Raw genomic sequence first — 15428 nt, 5'->3', positions numbered from 1 at the left:
CATGTCCAACCTCCAAGGCAAGACCCTCTTCATCACCGGCGCCAGCCGCGGCATCGGCAAGGCCATCGCGCTGCGCGCGGCCCGCGACGGCGCCAACATCGTCATCGCCGCGAAGACGACGGACCCGCACCCCAAGCTGCCCGGCACCATCTACTCGGCGGCGAAGGAGATTGAAGAGGCCGGCGGCAAGGCGCTCCCCTGCGTGGTGGACATCCGCGACGAGGCGCAGATCCACGCCGCTGTCGCCAAGGCCGTGGAGACCTTCGGCGGCATCGACATCCTGGTGAACAACGCCAGCGCCATCAGCCTCACCGGCACCCTGGACACGCCGCTCAAGCGCTTCGACCTGATGCACGGCATCAACACGCGCGGCACCTTCGCGTGCTCGCAGGCGTGCATCCCGTACCTCAAGAAGTCCTCCAACCCGCACATCCTCAACAACTCGCCGCCGCTCAACATGGAGCCCCGCTGGTTCGGCCCCCACGTGGCCTACACCATCGCGAAGTACGGCATGAGCCTGTGCGCCCTGGGCATGGCGGAGGAGCTCAAGGACGACGGCATCGCCGTCAACACGCTGTGGCCCCGCACCGTCATCGCCACCGCCGCCGTACAGAACCTGCTGGGCGGCGACGACACCATCAAGGGCAGCCGCAAGCCGGAGATCATGGCGGACGCCGCGTACGCCATCCTCACCAAGCCCAGCCGCTCCTTCACCGGGAACTTCTGCATCGACGAGGAAGTCCTGCGCGCCGCCGGCGTCACCAACTTCGACGCGTACCAGTCCGTCCCCGGCGCGGAGCTGCTGCCCGACTTCTTCCTCTAGCGCGCCTTTGGCCCCATGCCCCCGCGCAAGCTCCAGCGACACCTGGTCTGGCTCGAGTCCTTCACCGCCGCCGTGGAGGCCGGCAGCATCGAAGCCGCCGCGGAGCACCTGGGCGTCGCCCGCTCCGTCGTGAGCGAGCACATCCGCGCCCTGGAAGAAGCGCTCGCGGATGGCGCCGCCCTGCTGGAGCGGGGGCCCGGCCGGCGCCTGCAACTGTCCGCGCGAGGAGAGCGCCTCTACGCGGGCACCCAGACGCCGCTGCACCAACTGGACGTGAAGCGGCTGATGGACCTGGCCCGCGTGGAGCCCACCCTGCGCCTGGGCCTCAACCCCACGCTGTCCATGTCGCTGCTGGGCGGCATCGCGCAGGACGCCGCCGCCGCCGACCTCAAGCTGGTGGTGGGCTTCGGCGGCTCGCACGAGCTCATGCGGCAGGTGCAGACGCGGCAGCAGGACCTGGCGCTCGACTTCACCCCGCTCCCTCCGCACGAGGGCGTGGACACCGAGTCCCTGCTGCGCATGTCCTTCGTCGTCATCGCGGGCCCGGACTCCGCGCTCGCCCGGACGCACGCCTCGCGCCGCTCCCTGGACGTGAAGGACCTCCAGGACCAGCGCTTCGTGGACTGGCTGCGGGACGACCCCTACGGCGGCGCCAACAGCGCGCGCTTCGCCGCGCACGGCGTCTCCGTCACGGAGGTGGGCCGCGTGGAGAGCTTCCTCCACCTCTACGAGCTGCTGCGCGCCTACAAGGCGTGCACCATCGCCCCGGACGTGCGCCCCACCCAGCCGTTCCCCTCGGACCTCCACGTCTGGCCCCTGCGCGAACAGGAGCCCCAGGTCGTGGAGGTCGTGGCCGTCTGGCCCTCCGGCGGCCTCAGCCCCGCCGTCCAATCCATCCTTGACGGGCTGCGTCGCCGCCTGAACAAACGGCGATAATCCGACGAAGACGTCGAATTCTGCCGGATTTCCGTCTTGCAGTCCGGTGCGTATTCTTCAGGGGTCCTGTTTCTCTTGAAGGAGCCGCTCGCGATGACGCCCACGGAGAGGACCATTGCCCGCCTTCCCGCCCACCTGCGCCGCTACGTGGTGAGCCAGGACTACGCGGCGTACACGCCCAGGGATCAGGCGGTGTGGCGGCACATCCTGGGGCAGTTGCGGGAGCACCTGAGCGACAAGGCGCACCCCGTCTACCTGGAGGGCCTGGAGGCCACGGGCATTGGCGCGGAGGCCATCCCCAGCCTGGACGAGATGAACGAGAAGCTGTCCAAGCTGGGCTGGGCCTGCGTGGCGGTGCGCGGCTTCATCCCGCCGGCCGTCTTCACGGAGCTCCAGGCGCTGGGCGTGCTCGCCATCGCGGCGGACATCCGCACGCACGAGCACATCCAGTACACGCCCGCGCCGGACATCGTCCATGAGAGCGCGGGCCACGCGCCCATCATCGCGAACGCGCGCTATGCGCAGTACCTCAAGGCCGTGGGGCTGGTGGGCTTCAAGGCCATCGCCAGCGTGGAGGACCAGGCCGTCTTCGAGGCCATCCGCAACCTCTCCGTGGTGAAGGAGGACCCCACGGCGACGGAAGAGGAGATCGCCCACGCCCAGGCCCGCCTGGAGGCCGCCAACGCCAGCCACCGCTACATCAGCGAGAGCACCCGCGCGAGCCGCCTGTACTGGTGGACCGCGGAGTACGGGCTGATTGGCGACCTGAAGCACCCGCGCATCTACGGCGCGGGCCTGCTGTCCAGCATCGGCGAGGCCCGGCACTGCCTGACGTCCGCCGTGCACAAGCTGCCCCTGGGCGTGGCGTGCGCGGACACGGACTACGACATCACCCGCATGCAGCCGCAGCTCTTCGTGGCGCGCGACTTCGAGCACCTCTTCGAGGTCCTGGCCGAGTTCGAGTCCACGCTCGCGTGGAAGCGCGGCGGGGACCACGGCCTGAACGAGGCCCTGCGCGCGCGCACGGTCAACCACCTGGTGCTCGCGGATGGCCGCGAGGTGACGGGCAAGGTGGTGGAGCTGCTGCCCGCCGCGAAGGACGTGGCCCCCGGCCTGTCCACCGCGCTGGCCCGGCTGGAGGGCCCCATCCTCACGTCCGTGAACGGCCACGCCGTGGACAAGCCGTTCAGCGGCGCGGCGCTGGTCGCCTTTGGCCAGGGCGCGATGCCGGAGCGCGGGAACTTCCAGCTCGCGCTCGACAGCGGGCTGGTGCTGGAGGGCTTCGCGGTGGGCGGCGGCGAGGTGATTGCCCTGCGTGGCACGCTGGCCGGCCGCGAGCTGACGCTGCCGTCCATGGCGCGCCTGTACCTGACGGAGCGGCTGCCGTCCGTGGCGGGCGGCCCCGCCGACCCGGGCACGTGGGACGAGTGGTTCGGGGAGCTGGACGCCTTCACCGCGGGCGACGGCGAGGCCCAGGCGCGCGAGCGCAAGGCGCAGGCCCTGCCCCCGTCGCTGGCCGCCCTCTACACGGAGGTGCGCCGCATCCGCGAGACGGGGCAACTGGCCCCCGAGCGGCTGGAGCAGATCGCCCGGGCGAGCACGGACTTCCCCTCCGACTGGCTCTTGCGCGCGGAGGTCGCGGAGCTGCGCGGCGAGGCGCCCTCCCGGCGCGAGGCGGCGCACGCGTAGGGCCCGGCGCTTCGAAGGACAGCCGGCGGACGTGCGACGGCCCGGTCGACCTCTTCACGAGGCCGCCGGGCCGGAGCACTTCCAGGGGCTCTTCGCCGCCGGGGACTACTTGTTGATGCGCACCATGGCCACGTCGTAGTGGCGGTCCGTCACGTAGCCGTTCGCGGCCTTGCCGGGGCGGTACATGTTCCCGGTCTTGTCATCCACGTAGAAGCGGTTGTTCGGGTTCGTGTCCTTGCCCTTGCTGGCGTTGGTCGTGCCCGGGTCGTGGAACGTGTAGTAGGTGCGGCCCTTGTCGTCCACGCCGCGGCCCGTGATGGTCACGAAGTGGTCCGTGAGGCCGTCCGCGTTGTAGCTCGCGTCCTTGTGGCTGACGCCCACCACCACCGGCTTGCCCGCGTCCAACTGCTTGTCGATGTAGCTGCGGCCCTCGGCGGCCTTCTTCGAGTCCACCTTCAGCGCGCCGACGCTGTTCTCGCTCGTGCCCACCTGGATGCGGCGGTCCGGGCCCAGCACCGTGGCGCCGGAGTCGCGCGCCATCGCCGTCGCGGCCTTGAAGCACGCCGTGTCGCTCGCGGTGTAGCCGTGGCCGTTCTCGAACTGGCTGTAGTACGGCACCTTCACGTGCACGGCCGGCTTGTCCTTGGCCCCGGCCACCTGCTGCGTGTCCGTGCGGTCCGCCTCCGTGGTGGGCTTGGACGTGTTCGTGCCCGGCGTCGTGCCCTTGCCCTCCGCGCGGCCCGGCTTCGAGTCGCCGCTCACGGACGGGGGGACCACGCCCGTGTTGGTGTTGGCCGGCTTCGTCGTGGCGCCCGACTTCTCCTGCTTCAGCATCGCGAGCGCGTCCTTCGCCTCCGACTTGAAGCGGTTGGCCACGCCCTTCTGCACGTCCTTGGAGCTGCCGGAGAAGTGCACCAGGGTGCCGTTGGCGTTGGTGCGGCCGCGCTCGGCGTAGATGTCCTTGATGAGCTGCTCGTCGCTCACCTTCGCGGGGTCGCGCCCGGCCAGCGCCTTCTTGAAGATGTCATCCGCCTTGCCCGGGCCGTGCTGCACGGAGGTGGACCAGGCCACGTCCCGCAGCGCCGCGGAGCGCTGATCCAGGTCGATGCCCGTCGCCTTCTTGATGTTGGCGGCGCCCACGTCGTAGTGCGTGGCCTTGATGTAGTCGTGCTGCGCCTTGTCGAAGCCCTTCGGGTCCTTCGCCGCGAGCTGCTTCCACGCGGCGGAGAACTCCGCGGTGCCCGGCTTGCTGCCCGACAGCGCCTTGTGGAACTCCGGGTTCGTCTTCTTCAGCGAGTTGACGAAGGACTGCGCGGAGCCGTTCGCGGAGGCGAACTGGTAGGAGCCGTAGGACACGCCGCCCTTGTCGCCCTTGCCCGTGGACACCGTGCCGGGGCCGCGCGCCTCGTACTTGCGGCTCAGCCCGCCCAGCTCCCCGTTGGTCGCGCTGGTGGAGCCCCCGTTCGTGGCCGGCGTCGTCTTCTGCGCGCCGCTGGTGGACTGCGCGAAGCTGTCGCCCGACGTCTTCGTCCCGGCGCTCGACTTCGTCGTCCCCTTCGTGTCGAAGCCGTCCTGCACCTTCAGCGTCTGACCGGCGAGGATCTTGTTCGGATCCTTGATGTTGTTCGCCTTGGCCAGCGCGTCGACGGTCGTGTTGTAGCGCTTCGCGAGGCCGGACAGCGTGTCGCCGGAGTTGACGCGGATGTTGGAGACGGTCACGGAGAAGACCCCTCTATGTCAGGCCGCGAACAAGGCGCCGCGGACGTGCTTGGATTGCCTCGATTATCGAAAGGCAGTGCGATCAGTTTCGCATTCCCAGTCACAATCGTGTGAAACCAGTGATTCCGGCAACTTCAGTTTCAGCGGACTGATCCGCTGAGACTGGAGAGGCCGCCCAGGAGGGCCAATCGGATGTCCAGGTTCCAACCGGAATTCAAAAGTGTGGCATTGCTGTTTGCCATTTGCGTCACGAGCGCGGTCACGGAGGCCTCGGCCCAGGGGTCCGAGGGACTCACGGGGGTCTATTCGAACAAGGGCGGGACGCTCGCCATCGTCGAGGGCAGCAACGAGACGCTGGTGCACTTCTCGGGTTCCTTCCCGCAGGGCAGCAGCGCGGGCACCTGCGATTGCGCCCTGGTGGTGCGGAAGAAGACAGCAACGAACTGGTCACTTCAGCAGGCGGGCGAGGCGGACGCCTGGACGCTGCGCGTCAACCCCAAGCAGTTCGTGCTGGAGTCCGGTCCGTCACCGTCCTGTTGCGGGGCGGGCTACCCGGGCAGGGACACGTTCGCCCGGAGCACGGTCAAGCCGCTGGGCATCTGCAAGGTGAAGGTGTCCAAGGCGGGCTTCCACGCGTCGGACGCGGCCAACACGCCGCGCAAGGCGTTCGTGGTGTCCGGCGACGCGGTGGAGGCGTACGTCGACCCGGTGGAGCCGGACTTCCTCGCCGCGCGCTTCCAGGGGCCCCAGAAGGCCACGGCGGGGCTGCTCAAGCGCGAGGACCTGGACTGCTCGGCGGAGTCGGCGCCCACGGCCACGAAGGCGCCGGTGTCCGCGGACAAGCTCCAGCCCTTCGCGGGGACGTGGGTGGAGCTGACGCGGCAGGGCAAGGGCTTCGTGGTGCTCAAGCCCTGCTCGGCCGCGACGCGCAGCTTCACCGTCAAGCCCGCGACGGGCGAGGTGGAGGTGCAGTTGGGCCAGGAGTCCACGACGCTGAAGGTGACGTCCGTGGAGCCCGGCAAGGGCGCCGGGGCCTGGGTGCTGGGGCTCACGGCCGCGGACGGCAAGCCGGAGGCGCTCCAGTGGAAGACGGCCAACGCCGCGAAGGGCACCGTGTCCGTGAACAGCCCGGACCTCTTCTCCCAGAGCCACGACTACGTGCGCCAGGAGAAGAAGTCCGCCTTCCCGTCCAAGCAGGAGACGGGGTGTGACGAGTACGAGCGCTAACCGTCCGCCGGCTTCGGCGCGTGGGTGGCGGACAGGCGGGGTGGGCCGCCGGGGCCCAGCAGGCCCTGCATGGCGTCGAAGAGGTTGAGGTTGGCGCCGCTGGGGAGGAAGACGACCTTGTCCAGGCCTCCGACGACGGCGGCCTGGGCCTGCGCGGCCACGGCCTTCACGAAGTTCTCCCCTCCGCCCAGGGACTCCACGCGCTGACGGAACTGGGCGGCCTCCACCTCCGCGAGGCGCGACTGGCGCTCCACCTCCAGGTCATTGAGGCGCTGCTGGCGCTCCAGGGCCACCTGGGTGGTGAGCCGTTCGCGCTCGGCCTCCGCCTCGGAGCGGATGCGCGAGGCGCGGGCGTCGGACTCGGCGCGGGCCAGGGCCTCCTCGCTCTCCACGCGGGCGCGCTCCAGTTGGGCCTCCGCCTCCACCTTGGCGCGGCTGAGCGTCTCCAGTTGGTGGTTGCGGTTCTGCAGCTCGATGAGGGACTGGCGCTCCGCCTCCGACTTGCGGTGGCTGGCGATGTCCGCGAGCTGCTTCTCCTCCTCGCTGCGGATGCGCTTGAGCTCCGCGGCGGCCTGGGCCTCCTGGCGTGAGGCGTCCAGTTGGATCTGGATGTTGGTGTCGATGGCCTCGCGCAGCTTCAGGGCGGTCTTCTCGTCGACGGGGGCGATGTCCTTGATGTCGATGTCGATGATGCGCAGTTGGTTCTCCGAGAAGAGGCGGTCCTTGCGCGCGCGGCCCGCGTCGTCCATGCCGAAGATGGCGCGGCGGATGAGCACGCTGGCGTTCTTGTGGAAGGTCTCGAACTCGTTCTCCGCGGCGACCTGGCGGATGCGCGAGGCGAGGTTCTCACACACGTACCCGATGAAGTCGTTCACCCGGAAGATGGCCTTGTCCTTCTCTGCGTCGCCCTGCACGTCGAACTGCCACTTGTAGGAGAGCTTGATGCGCAGCCGGGCGTGGTCGCGCGTGGCCACCTCGAAGAGGTCCGTGGCGAAGTCCGGCCCCAGCCGCAGCATCAGCACCTTGAGCTGACGCGGGCGCTTGGGCGTGCCGCCGGACAGGTCCAGGACGGTGACGTCCTCGTACGGACGCAGCATCACCTTCGCGGGGCCGAACTCCACGCGCGCGTGGTTGGTCTCGAAGTCGTTGATGAGGACCGCCGTGCTGTCCTCGATGCGCAGCACGATGGCGCGCGTGCGGTCCCCCTTCTCCGTCGCGGTGGTGGGACGCGGCGCGCGGGCGTCCTTCGCCTCCGCGGGCGGCAGCGGCGGAGTGAGGCCCAGCAGCGCCTCCGCGTCCGGGGACAGGCGCTTCTCGTGCAGCTCCTGGTGCGCCTCCGGCATGAACTGGCACGGCCCCTGGACGAGCGACACCTTGCCCGAGCGCAGGTCGCGCACGTACAGGCCCTCCCCCTGACCCAGGGACAGCGCGGCGATCTCGCGGTGGATGAGGACCTTCTCGCTGGGCACGTAGGTGCGCGGGCCGCGGACGATCCACGTGTCACCGGCCTTGCGCGCGCGAGGCTCACCGCCCTCGTTCTCGGACAGGTCATCCAGCGCCTGGAGCTTCAGGCCCTGGAGCTCCGACAGGACGTGCTTGCGGCGCACGTCTCCTTCCAGCGCCTCACCGGGTTCGAGGAAGAAGACATCCGGACCGGAGACGACCTTGCGGCGGCCCTCCTGGACGCGGCCGGTGGCGCGGTCCACGGGGTTGAGGATGACGCAGTACTCGGTCTCCTTGAGGACGCGGGCCTTCTCCAGCGACACGACGGTGACGGACTCGCCGGGCACGTAGCGGCCGGGGCCGCGCACCAGCCACTCGTCACCGGCCTCGCGGCGGCGGTGGGCATCCGAGACGTGGGTGTCCGTGAACGCGGTGAGCGCGCGCAGCCGCAGCGCTTCGGACACGCCCAGGACGTATTCCGGGACGATGTCTCCCTCCAGCTCCTCGCCGGGGTACAGCGGAAAGACCTTGGGGCCCACGCGCACCTCGCGGTCGCCCACCGCGACGCGGGCCTGGCCGAAGTCATCCAGGGCCACCTGACCCTCCAGGCGCACCACGGGGTTGCGCACCACGCACCAGCTCCCGGCGCCCACCTCCACCATGCGCTCCTTCGCCACGAGCGTCAGGTGCGCCTCCAACGTCAGCACGCGCGGGCCGACCTCCATGAGCACGACGCCCCGGTTGGCATCCTCGATGTAGGCATACTCGCGGTTCTTCAGGGAGATGCGCTGGATGGCTTCGGTGCTGGGGGCGGACGGCATGGCACACCTGCTCGCGGTGGAGGGGTTCGGCCGAGAGTCATTGCGAGCCGCGTGCCTCTCCATTGCCGCCCGGGAACGGTCCCGCGGCGCACCGGACTGGCGCGGGCGCTCGCTCCAATCCGGCGCGCGGTGTTCCAGACTGGAGCGCATTTCGAACGACCAGCGCACCGGGGTCCCTTGGGACCGGCTCGTGGGCGGCGACCGCGTGACCTTCCGCTGGATTCGCGGCTGAGCCTCCGGAGCACAGCGGTTCCGCCTTGGCGCGATCTTCCGTGTTTGCTCGAATGCATCCCGTGCGCGGGCAGGATGCTCTGGCCCGATGGCACCCACCCGGAGGAAGCACACATGAAGCCATCGCGACTGAAGCAGACGATTCCTGGATTCGCGCTGATCCTCGGCATCATGGCGGGCACGGCCCTGGCCATGGTCCCCGGCTCGGCGGCGGAGACGACCGACACCCAGGCCGTCCAGATGATCTGTTCGGCCAGTTGCAAGCCTTGCTCGAGCCAGTATGACTGTGGCTCGCGTGAGGGTTCCTGCGGGGTGTGGCGCTGCACCAACCCTCAGTAGACCGGTGAACCATCAGCCTCCGTGTCCCAGGTCACGGAGGCTTTTCACTCTCAATGCCTGATTTCTTCTTCGTTGTCGCGAGTGGGCACGATGACCAAGCGTAGCGCCATTACCCTTATCGTCTACGCGCCTGCGCTCATGGCTGACAAGGGCCGACCGGTCGCTGTCGTCCATGGGATGGAGAGAGCATTTCCCGGCCTACGCCTTCACTGGAAGCTGGACGAAGGCGGGCGCCCCATTGCATTGCCGCAGCGCGACGAATGGCTCTTGGCGAGTAACAAGGACGGTGGATTCCCGTTCGTGTGCAACGGTGATGAGCGTTATCCCGTGACGGTCTGGGGAATGGAGAGCTCAGGACTCTTGAGTCCAGGCGGTCAGTCCCAGTTCGAGGTTCACGCCAAGCTGCCACTGGACGAGCCCGTGATCGCGGCAGCGGCGGCACTGCTTGAGGGCGTGGCGGAAGGGGCACGGTCGTTCTGGGGCCATGCGTCGCCGTTGGGTTACGGCTCGGAAGTCGCGCAGCAGTTCCGCCGTTCGCCGGACGGCCCCGAGCTCTCTCACCGTGGGCTTCCCATGCTCAACCTTCCAGAGACGCTCCCCGCGCCTGAGATTCCCTCTTTCCTCGGGTGGGTGAACTACTGGTCGGCTGCCGCCGCGGAGGTCATCGGGTTCCCGGACCCAGCTCGCGATTCCGAACTGCTCACCCGGGCGCGTCGCACTCCGTCAGGCGGGTGGATCGTGCAGCTCACGGAGGCACCGCTCGATTACGACAACCCTGCCCACCTGGACGCGCTCAAGCGGACCTACGAGCGCTTCCCAGCAATCGGTGGACGCGCGGCGCCTCTGTCCTGAAACAGCACAGCCGCCCATCGCCTCTCTGGCGTGGGCGGCTGCTCCATTTCGTCTCGACTCAGCCCCGGGCGTCACGGCCCCGGGCGTGGGCGGCCTTGGAGAGCAGGTCGCTCCCCTTCTCCTCGCCCTGATGGCCGTCCTTCAACGAAGCCGTCGCCGGCTCAGGAACGAAACCGCTCCACCTCATGGAAGAACTGGGTGAGCGAGTAGTCCAGCAGCGACTGGCGGGACTGCATGTACCGGCGGGCTCGGAGGAAGGGCAGCCAGACGCGCTCGCCGACCCGCACCTGGGACTCCTCCAGCTTCTTCCGTGGCACCCATTCCCCCCCCAGCCGGCGCACCAGGATGCCGCCCAGGTAGGCACCCACGGCCGGGGCCGTGTGCGCGTCGATGAGTTCCCTTGTGTAGCGCTCCGGAAAGTTCTCCCGCCAGAGGTGGAAGTCGAGGTCCGTGAGGGACTCGGGCGTTGCGTCCATGAGGGATGGCAAGTGGATGTGCAGCGCGGCGACGAGTCCTTCGGACAGCTCTCCGTAGGAGGAGAGGACGCGCTCCTGACTCTCCACGTCTGATGGCAACGCCGCCGGGAGCCACTCCTCCGGCTCGGGTGGCCGGAAGACGTTGAGTTCGGCGATCTTCTGCTGCCGCTCGCTGATGGCGAACGTGTCTGGCAACCGAGAGAGCAGCGGCGCCAGGTCCGGGTGGAAGTGGGGCACCACTGGGACGAGCGCGGCGCTGCGCGCTCTCAGCCTGCGAAGCACCGTGTCGAAGTCGAGGTCTGGCCGCAGGTGGACATGCGCTCGGGCCTGGGCAACGCGCGCATCGTCGCTCGCGAAGTCCGCAGGGGTAGGCCACAGGATCAGGAGGACGGAGCCGTTGGGAAGCTCCTCCACGAGGCGCGCAGGCGTTGAGAGCATCCGCTCTCGGCCTACGGACTCGACCAGCTTCGAACCGAAGACGTTGAGCCAACACACCTCGTAAACCTTGTCGAAGCCATCCCTCCGAGACACCTCTGCTTCGCGGCCAAAATGGGGGAATCCCGCCAATTCACGGTCAGCCATGCTGTGAGCCGAAGCATACGGCGCCGGGTAGTGGATGGCCCATGACCGGACCATCTCAATGAACCGCCAACATTCCTCTGTCTTCGAAAAGAGTGAGAGGGGTTGAACGTCGAGCCATATTTGAAGGCTCGAAGGAAGAGGCGGAAGCCTGAGCCGGAGCGACATATCCAACATGGGCCACTTCTTGCGATAGAGCCCAACGGAGGTGCTTCTTTCGCCGCGCTCCTCTTTCAGGATTCTCCAGATGGCAGCACGAGAGTAGCTCTGTGGCCGCTTCCCCTTGACGATGTCCGGCATCCACTCGCCGGCACCCGCCTCAAGCGCCTGCAGGAAGGGCTCCAACTCGCGCTCGAAGTCAGCCTGATGCGCGAGAGCACCTTCGAACGAGAGCAGAAGGTTGTCGTCCATATTCACTCCATGGAACGCAGGAGAGCTCATTGGACCACCACCTCCACCCCATCGACTTCCTCCATGACAGCGTCCAGGGCCGCCTCCAACGCTCCCACCTTCTTGGGCTTGAGCGGATTACCTTCATAGACGAGGCGGACCCTTTGAACCTTCACCTTGAGTCGGAGCCCAGCTCGGCGGATGCGCACCGTCTCACCGTAATACCGTAGGGCCGCGGAGGCGTCCGCTGCCATTTGTGTAGCCAACTCCCTCTGCTCCAAGAAGCGGAGGTCCCGGCTCTTGAAGCTGAACGTCTCCACCCGGGGCGTCGGGCCAGCAGCGGGCCCCTCTTCGATGACGAGCACATCCGCGAAGCGAAGGTCCGCCTTCGCCACTCCCACGTGCGTTTCGATGCGCGGCTGGTCGAAGTCCATGAGCCACCGCCGATTCGCCCGCGGCAGGGCCGCGTCCGCCTCCAGCAGGGCGATCATCCTTCTCTCGAAGTCCAGGCCCCGGGCATACCTATCGCGGACGAGCCGGTAGCCCGCCCACTTCAGCGGCCCCTTCTCCGCGATCCCCTGCTTGATTTCAGCGGCCCGCGTCTCCAGGTACGCCACGTAGTCGGCCCAGAGTGGATCCGTCTTGAGCTCGGCAGGAGCAGCTTCTCGCAGGGCCTGGCGGTGCCGCGTCAGCGCATCCACATTCATCGGCAGGCGCGCTCCCGGGAACTCCGCCTCCCACTGCTTGAACTTCGCCTCCGCCACCTCCGCCGGGAGTCCGGCCGCCTCGGAGGGCACGGGGAGCCGGGGACCGCCCCTTCCCCCTGAGCCCCCGCTGGTGCCCCCAGCACCCGGGGGCTCGCGGTGCCGCACCGCCAACGCGGCCTGTGCCTGGGCGATATTGCCTCGCGCCTCGTGCAGCGCCAGAGCACCCGCCTCGCCCCACTCCCCCACGAGGAGGGCTGCCTCCCGGTTCCGCTGGAGGTGACGGGCCACCTCCCCTACGGCGCTCTTTCCAAGTCGCGCCTCCAACCTCGCCAGCACCGCCTTCAGCGCCTCCACGCGGGGCACCACCGCTTGAAGCAGGGCTCCCTCCTGTCGGGAGAGGCCGGCTTCACAGAATGCGCGCGCCCCCTTTCCTCCCGCGTACAGGCCCACCATGAGGGCCGCGGGCGCCAACTGCCGCGTGGCCTCCTCGTACTCCCCCTTGGCGAGGGAGACCCCGCCCCGCGCTGTCCCCGCCGTCAGGTGATAGAAACCCAGCGGCACACCGAAGGTGAGGTGGTCGAAGGACGCCAGGGCCACGTTGCCCGGCGCGAAGGCTCCCAGGTACTGCGCCTTCTCTACCTCCTCGTAGGCGGCGCGGTAGGGCGGAGGGAGCCGCAGGGGAAGCGCGGATGCGTCCGCGCTCCGGCTTCCACCGACGAGGGGAATGGAGGCCGCGACGTCATCCGCGGCCCGGCCCAGCCCGCGCGCGATGTCACCCGCGCGGAAGTCCCTCTCCGGGAAGTCGGTGAGGGGCAGGCCCCGCTGTTTCAGCTCATCGCGCACGATCTCCATGGCCCCCAGGGCGCGCGTGAGCAGCTTGTCCTCGGCCAGCAGACGCAGGAGCTGCCGAACCTCGTCGTCGTGGGTGGTGTGCAGGACGAAGAGGGCCAGAACCTCCGCCCTGGCCAGGCCGTGCTTCTCGATGGCGGTGGAGAGGAAGGCCGCGCGTTTTTCGAGGAGGACGCGGGTGGCGTCGGCCTCCAGGGGCCCCAGGGCGCCCAGCCGGACGGCATTCCAGTCCGAGAGGGCCTCCACCAGCCGGGGCATGTCCACCTGGCGCTGCAAGGCCAGGAAGGCCGCTGGCGTGGTGCACTCCAGGAAGGGCGCCAGCACCTCCTCCTCTGACGAGTCCAGGTGCGGCCAGCCCGAAGGGACATCCCCGCACGCACCCGCCACTCGAAGGGGCGTCGTCTCACCTCCGCCGGGCCCCGGAGGGGACGGCGTGGCCCGGCGACGGTGCAGGAGCGTTCCGCCCTCGGCCTCCTCGTCATCGAAGTCCTCGAGTGCGTCGTCCTCGGGGAGACTCGCGATGGCACTCCGCTCCAGGGCCGCCATGGGCGTCGAGCCCGAGACGGCAGCCAGGGTGCCTCCACGGCCCGCCCCAGCGGGCAGCGAGGCACACCCCGCCGTGAGGAGCGCCAGGGTCAGCACCAGGCCCGCTCCGCCGCGCGGCGGTCGCTCAGCGCGCATTGTCCACCCCCAGCCCCAAGGCCGCGAAGGCCCCCGGCCGCAGTGTCCCCTCCGGCGAGGGGAACAGCAGCGTGCCGCCCTGCCCCAACGCGTAGAGGTTGCCGCCCAGCAAGCGCCACCGGGCCTCCCCCGAAACGAGGTAGCGCGCTCCGGACTGGCCCATGGCCGTCGCCAGTCCGCCGACCCCCAGGCTGAAGTTCCGGTGGAAGAGTTGCGCCTCCACCCGCCCGTCCATGTCCACGCGGCCCCAGGAGAAGGCTTCCACGCCCAGGGAAAGGAAGAGGTGACGCTGGCGCATGCCACTCAGCCGCACCGCGTCCCAGCCGAGAATCACCTCCCCGTAGACGGAAGTCCCCTCTGGGAAGGACGCCTCCGCGAGCGGCACGGAGGCCGGGCCCGCCACCTGGAAGCGCGCCAGCTCATGGTCCGGGCCGAAGACCCCCTGACGGAAGCCTCCGCGCTGCAGGCGCCCTTCCAGACGCGCCCGCAGGTCCACCGTCGGCGTCAACGCATCCACGCCCACGCCCGCTACCGCGCCCCACGCTCCGCCCTCGGCCGGGCGGCCGCCCCACCCGCCCAGCAGGTGCGCCTCCAGCCTCTGGCCCTTGCCCCCGCGCCGCAGCACCACGGCGGTGACGTCCAGGTGCGCCAGCGTCCTGGGCCTCGGAGTACCGCCTCCCCGCCCCCAGTCATGCACCGCCGACAGCGCCAGCGTGTAGCGTCCCGGGACAGAGGGGCGGCCGAAGAGGATGTGCTGCACGTCCAGGGCGACCTCCGCTCCCATCAGGCGAGCGCTCAGCACGTCCGAGGCGAAGGCTTCCGCGTACACGGGCCCCAGCGTTCCCGTCGCGATGACGCCGGCAGGGTGGGAGTCGGGGTTGACGCGGTTGCCGTAGCGCCGCACCAGGTGCCCGGACAAGAGGGAGTAGCCCTCCATCATCCCCAACCACACCGAGTCGGGCGTGTCCCCACCCACCATGAAGAGGCGCACCACCTGCCCCCAGTCGGACAGCGTGTCCCAGTCCTCCTTCCGCACGAGGCCCGCCCCTTCCCCTCCACCCCACAGCCGAAGCCGCACGGGCGCCCCGAGGATGAGGCGCGACGACTCCCCCTTCCCCAAGGCAACCATGGGCTCCACCTGTACGAAGCCTTCTGCGGTACCCGCTCCCCTTCGGGGCAGCAACGTCAACGTCGCCGCGTCCATGCGCAGCAGGTTCGTCCATGGCGCCATCGAGTCGGACGTGGCGGACGGTGAAGCCTCCTCTTCGGGAGGTGCCGATCCCTCTTCTTCCTCGCCGAAAAACTCGGCCGAAATCGCCTCCTCCAGCCTGCGCACGGTCGCGTCAAGGTCCTCTGGGACGGCAACCTCCTGCGCCCCTCCCGCGCCGGGTAACAGCAACAGCACGATGACCCAACTCCAGCGCATGAACATCGGCGTCTCCTTGGAAGGCCCAGCCGGGAAAAGGACCGAGTCTTCCCATTCGGTCCGACAGGGCCGCGGAGCGCGGGCCAATGCATTGCACGGAGGGCGCGCCACCAGCCACCCGGGGCCACGACGGCCCATGGGCAGATGTGTCATGCCACGATTCCTGTCTGGATCCGGAACCAGCAGGCGGAGCAGGCAGCCTCCTGCCGCCCATGCCCGTAGCTTGCCCGAGCCGCGCTC

General features: G+C 69.3%; 11 protein-coding genes. 6 read left to right on the top strand and 5 right to left on the bottom strand.

Annotated features, from left to right (window positions below; all coding sequences use genetic code 11):
• The first annotated feature begins 1 nt into the window (after window position 1).
• From K8612_RS11920 to K8612_RS11910, 3 genes are all read left to right on the top strand, one after another.
• Window positions 2-823: an NAD(P)-dependent oxidoreductase gene (locus K8612_RS11920; RefSeq protein WP_223762354.1), complete on the top strand. Its 822-nt coding sequence runs from the start codon at window positions 2-4 to the stop codon at window positions 821-823.
• 15 nt (window positions 824-838) lie between these two features.
• Window positions 839-1759 carry a LysR family transcriptional regulator gene (locus tag K8612_RS11915; RefSeq protein WP_223741366.1) on the top strand — a complete coding sequence of 307 codons (921 nt, stop codon included), beginning with the start codon at window positions 839-841 and terminating at the stop codon, window positions 1757-1759.
• A gap of 93 nt (window positions 1760-1852) precedes the next feature.
• Window positions 1853-3448 carry an aromatic amino acid hydroxylase gene (locus K8612_RS11910; RefSeq protein WP_223762503.1) on the top strand — a complete coding sequence of 532 codons (1596 nt, stop codon included), beginning with the start codon at window positions 1853-1855 and terminating at the stop codon, window positions 3446-3448.
• Window positions 3449-3553: 105 nt separating this feature from the next.
• On the opposite strand, the gene K8612_RS11905 is transcribed toward K8612_RS11910, so the two are convergent.
• Window positions 3554-5167 (bottom strand): LysM peptidoglycan-binding domain-containing protein, encoded by a 1614-nt coding sequence (locus tag K8612_RS11905; protein ID WP_223762353.1) that lies wholly within the window; start codon window positions 5165-5167, stop codon window positions 3554-3556.
• A 222-nt stretch (window positions 5168-5389) separates the two neighbouring features.
• Here K8612_RS11905 and K8612_RS11900 point away from each other — a divergent pair, with 222 nt between their 5' ends.
• Window positions 5390-6394, top strand: a complete 1005-nt coding sequence (locus tag K8612_RS11900) for a hypothetical protein (RefSeq protein ID WP_223762352.1) — start codon at window positions 5390-5392, stop codon at window positions 6392-6394.
• Here K8612_RS11900 and K8612_RS11895 read toward each other — a convergent pair.
• Complete coding sequence (locus K8612_RS11895; protein WP_223762351.1) at window positions 6391-8658, bottom strand: hypothetical protein; 2268 nt, start codon at window positions 8656-8658, stop codon at window positions 6391-6393. The genes K8612_RS11900 and K8612_RS11895 overlap by 4 nt on opposite strands.
• A 345-nt stretch (window positions 8659-9003) precedes the next feature.
• On the opposite strand from K8612_RS11895, the gene K8612_RS11890 reads away from it, so the two are divergent.
• Together K8612_RS11890 and K8612_RS11885 are read left to right on the top strand one after the other, a co-directional pair.
• Entirely contained in the window at window positions 9004-9228 is a 225-nt protein-coding gene (locus K8612_RS11890) for a hypothetical protein (RefSeq protein WP_223741362.1), read from the top strand.
• Between the two features lie 90 nt (window positions 9229-9318).
• Window positions 9319-10080: a DUF5953 family protein gene (locus K8612_RS11885; RefSeq protein ID WP_223762350.1), complete on the top strand. Its 762-nt coding sequence runs from the start codon at window positions 9319-9321 to the stop codon at window positions 10078-10080.
• Between the two features lie 161 nt (window positions 10081-10241).
• On the opposite strand, the gene K8612_RS11880 is transcribed toward K8612_RS11885, so the two are convergent.
• The 3 genes from K8612_RS11880 to K8612_RS11870 are packed head-to-tail and all read right to left on the bottom strand — an operon-like array spanning window position 10242 to window position 15194.
• Window positions 10242-11546 (bottom strand): hypothetical protein, encoded by a 1305-nt coding sequence (locus K8612_RS11880; RefSeq protein WP_223762349.1) that lies wholly within the window; start codon window positions 11544-11546, stop codon window positions 10242-10244.
• 26 nt (window positions 11547-11572) lie between these two features.
• On the bottom strand, window positions 11573-13762 hold the full coding sequence (locus K8612_RS11875) for a hypothetical protein (protein ID WP_223762348.1): 2190 nt from the start codon (window positions 13760-13762) through the stop codon (window positions 11573-11575).
• Window positions 13752-15194 (bottom strand): hypothetical protein, encoded by a 1443-nt coding sequence (locus tag K8612_RS11870; RefSeq protein WP_223762347.1) that lies wholly within the window; start codon window positions 15192-15194, stop codon window positions 13752-13754. Before K8612_RS11870 ends, K8612_RS11875 begins: the two co-directional genes overlap by 11 nt.
• Between the last annotated feature and the right edge of the window lie 234 nt (window positions 15195-15428).

Source organism: Corallococcus sp. AS-1-6 (assembly GCF_020037015.1).
Classification (GTDB): domain Bacteria; phylum Myxococcota; class Myxococcia; order Myxococcales; family Myxococcaceae; genus Corallococcus.
The sequence above is the reverse complement of the archived record's forward strand: the minus strand, read 5'-3'. Positions and strand labels throughout refer to the sequence as shown.

Coding starts and splice junctions, on each gene's coding strand:
- K8612_RS11885 (WP_223762350.1), top strand. CDS start 9,319: ATGACCAAGCGTAGCGCCATTACCCTTATCGTCTACGCGCCTGCGCTC.
- K8612_RS11870 (WP_223762347.1), bottom strand. CDS start 15,194: ATGTTCATGCGCTGGAGTTGGGTCATCGTGCTGTTGCTGTTACCCGGC.
- K8612_RS11915 (WP_223741366.1), top strand. CDS start 839: ATGCCCCCGCGCAAGCTCCAGCGACACCTGGTCTGGCTCGAGTCCTTC.
- K8612_RS11880 (WP_223762349.1), bottom strand. CDS start 11,546: ATGGACGACAACCTTCTGCTCTCGTTCGAAGGTGCTCTCGCGCATCAG.
- K8612_RS11875 (WP_223762348.1), bottom strand. CDS start 13,762: ATGCGCGCTGAGCGACCGCCGCGCGGCGGAGCGGGCCTGGTGCTGACC.
- K8612_RS11920 (WP_223762354.1), top strand. CDS start 2: ATGTCCAACCTCCAAGGCAAGACCCTCTTCATCACCGGCGCCAGCCGC.
- K8612_RS11895 (WP_223762351.1), bottom strand. CDS start 8,658: ATGCCGTCCGCCCCCAGCACCGAAGCCATCCAGCGCATCTCCCTGAAG.
- K8612_RS11890 (WP_223741362.1), top strand. CDS start 9,004: ATGAAGCCATCGCGACTGAAGCAGACGATTCCTGGATTCGCGCTGATC.
- K8612_RS11910 (WP_223762503.1), top strand. CDS start 1,853: ATGACGCCCACGGAGAGGACCATTGCCCGCCTTCCCGCCCACCTGCGC.